The 3,105-nt window shown below is 49.0% G+C and carries 3 protein-coding genes; 1 reads left to right on the top strand and 2 read right to left on the bottom strand.

The window, feature by feature from the left end:
• Positions 1–555: 555 nt before the first annotated feature.
• Positions 556–1,011 carry a JAB domain-containing protein gene (locus KNP85_RS15565; RefSeq protein WP_035385670.1) on the bottom strand — a complete coding sequence of 152 codons (456 nt, stop codon included), beginning with the start codon at positions 1,009–1,011 and terminating at the stop codon, positions 556–558.
• Between the two features lie 371 nt (positions 1,012–1,382).
• Between KNP85_RS15565 and KNP85_RS15570 the strand changes: the two genes are divergently transcribed.
• The gene (locus tag KNP85_RS15570; RefSeq protein ID WP_029595514.1) at positions 1,383–1,724 is read left to right on the top strand and encodes a YolD-like family protein; all 342 of its coding nucleotides are present in this window, start codon (positions 1,383–1,385) and stop codon (positions 1,722–1,724) included.
• A gap of 96 nt (positions 1,725–1,820) precedes the next feature.
• On the opposite strand, the gene KNP85_RS15575 is transcribed toward KNP85_RS15570, so the two are convergent.
• Positions 1,821–2,780: an IS30 family transposase gene (locus tag KNP85_RS15575; protein WP_114167461.1), complete on the bottom strand. Its 960-nt coding sequence runs from the start codon at positions 2,778–2,780 to the stop codon at positions 1,821–1,823.
• Between the last annotated feature and the right edge of the window lie 325 nt (positions 2,781–3,105).

Here is a 3,105-nt window from a genome sequence, read left to right on the forward strand (position 1 = left end):
TCACATACTAAACTTTACAGGTGACAGTTATCGTGTCACGCATGCGTTGTCGAAACACTAAAACCCAGCTGGCAAAGTTCTGTACTTTTCGTTGCATTATTGTGCACATTTGTATTGCAAAATACAGTCGAAGCAATACCTCCGTCATCTCGTCCATCGTCTGTTGATCTAGTTGGTAACTGTCCATCTGAATCTTCCTCTCCTGTTGATAGCCTCATGATACCTCGCATCCAAGCAGACAACATCTCGCCTAATTTCACGTAAGCCCTAGGGCTTGTTTAGAAAACATGCTCATTTTCAATAAACAAACCGTGTTTTCACTTCTGTCATTTCATCAAATAGTCTTCTTACGAGACAGACCAAAACAACGTCCAACCTTCACACACGAACCATCGCGTTTTCGTCATGCGAAAACGACCCTTTTCCGGATCCCGCTCTATGGATCCAGGCGAGAGCAACGCGAGTCGCCCATCCAGTCAAAGAAAAACGTACGTTTTTCTTCCTTGTCCTTACCGGACGGACCGGGACCGGTCCCCCGGCCCCACTCCATTCCGTTCAACCCATGTAACCTCGCTGTTTCATGCTGACGTACGACTCGTCCGCTCCGAGGATGAGATGGTCGAGCACCGGGATGCCGATGAGGTCCCCCGCCTCATGTAACCGTTCGGAGACGAGGATGTCCTCCCGGCTCGGCGTCGGGTCCCCGCTCGGGTGCTGATGACAGACGATGAGGCACGAGGCGTTGTTCAAGATGGCGCATTTGAAGACCTCCCGTGGGTGGACGACACTCGAGTTGACGCTCCCGACGTGTGCCCGGTGGACGCCGATGACCCGGTTCTTTGTGTTGAGCATGATGACGAGGAACACTTCACGGTCGTCGTCCCCGATGAACGAGGAACCGATTTGTCGGGCACTGTCCGGTGATTGGATGATGGCGTGCTCGAGAGCGACCATCTCCTCGCGAATCTCTTGTTTGATACGAATGACCTCGATGATGGATGTAAGTTCCATGATGGTTTGTCCCCTTTCGGATAAGCCGAGCTCAGAACGAACACCGTTGTGCGTCCTGTTGACGGGAACGAAGCGAGCGTCGGGAGACGGTGCAAGGGCGACCGCAGGGAGAGCCTCAAAAAAATGCGTAGAGCAAACGGAGGGACAGGCTTCCGTAGCCAACGAGCGAAAAGCCTCGCTTTGAGCCTAAAGCGAAGGAAGACGGGCCGGAGGGCGCGTCATTTTTTTGACGTCCCTTGCACCGAAGACCAGCGAGCTAGAGTACGGAAACAGGACGCACGGATTACCAATCACGAAAAAGGCTGTTCAAACGGGACAAATCGGGTATAAAATAAGAACAAACGTTCGTTTTATTGAGAGGGGTAATTATTATGACGATGTATCGCGATCGGGGCGAATTGAAATGGATCCCATTCCTCATGCCCGAGCACAAGGCGCTACTGACGAAATACTATAAAGAGATTCAAAAAATTGAGATGCCAGATATCGATGAACAGGTCCTATCGGTCTATGAGAATGTGCTGAACGACGCGATCTTCAGCGGAGATTTGGTAGAGGTAAAATATGTGGAGAAGCGGGAGATGAAACGATTCAGAGGATTCGTGCACCGGACGAACTACATGGAGCGGACCGTCGAGCTGGCCAATCAAAGGGAAGGGATCATCCATGTGCCGTTCGAGGCAATCATTCACGTCGAACAATCGATAGACTAACGCCCTGGCGGTTGCTGACGAAAAATCCTTTGCTGCTTTTATAGATGTATCAGTTAAAAGTTGCAGTACACTGATATCTTTAAATCATTCCGTTTGTCAATTTAAGCTAGACAGATCGACTCCATTCAGGTGACTCAAAAATGCCTCCAACGGTGTGCGGTAATTCAGTGACTTTCTTGGGATGTTATTCCGCTTGTCGGCCACCGACGAAATGAATGTTTGATCCACCTGGTTGAAGTCCATTTCCTTTGCCAAGCCGTCTTTCCGCAGGAGCCCGTTGGAGTTTTCATTCAAGGCGCGCTGAGAAGGCGTGCCGGGATCCGCAAAGTAAATCGAGACGTCGTGCCGGTTGCACAACGGTTTCCAATTGGAGAATTCCTTGCCGCAATCAAACGTGATGGATTTGAACAGATTTCTCGGGACCCCTTGGAACCACTGGTTCAACGCAGTTTCAATATCGCAAGCCTTGCGTCCTGCAGGCTTCAGGGCGATGATGACTTTCGTCAGCCGTTCGACCAGCGTGATCACCGCACTTTTGTGGCGGGCACCCACAATGGTGTCGCCTTCGATATGCCCGAACTCTTTTTTGAACGACGGGTTGTCGGCTTCCCGTTCGGAAATATGGCGTTTGAACGCCTGTTTTCCCCGGCGTTCCTGGTGTCCATTGGGTTTCCGTTTTCCTTTCATCGGCAGCGTGGCGGCGTCAAAGACCTGATTTTTGAACATGCGATAGATGGTGCGCGCGGAACAATCGATGGCCGTTTCTGCCCGGCCGACAATGACATCCGGCGTCCAGCCCTGCGCCACCTTGTCTTGAACATAGGCCACTTGTTTCTTCGGCAGGACAATCTTCCGCCGGCCGCAGCGTTTCTTATTTTTCTTGTATTGCGTGTAGAAGTCGAGCGCTGTATGTCCTGATTTCAGGAAATTGATGACGTTGTAGATTGGCTGCCTGGAACGGTTCATCAACTTAGCAATGATCGCTACAGGTATATTTTGGCGGTGGTAGGATTCTATCATCACCAGTTCATCCGTGGTAAGATGGGTGTAGGTCATTCGTGATCACTCCTATGTTTTTCTTTGGTCGGAAAATACATTGTGAGTGTACCACGAATGGCTTTTTCAATTGTCTAGCTTAATTTTACAATCGGCGATTAATGAATGAATGATCAATTTTTGAAAACTTTTTTGTGTTAATTGAATTTAAGTAGAAAAGAGAAGAAGCTTTTGGGCTTCCTCTCTTCCGATAATATCTCATATGTTAACTATAAAAATATATTTAATTATCCAAAGTCTTCAAACCTCCGTTTGACTTTAACCTAATACAAAACTGTGCCCCCAAGGTTAAAGAAAATTCAACTTTTGGGAGGCAGCACTTTTC

The organism is Exiguobacterium sp. s194, assembly GCF_018618275.1.
GTDB classification, from domain to species: domain Bacteria; phylum Bacillota; class Bacilli; order Exiguobacteriales; family Exiguobacteriaceae; genus Exiguobacterium; species Exiguobacterium chiriqhucha.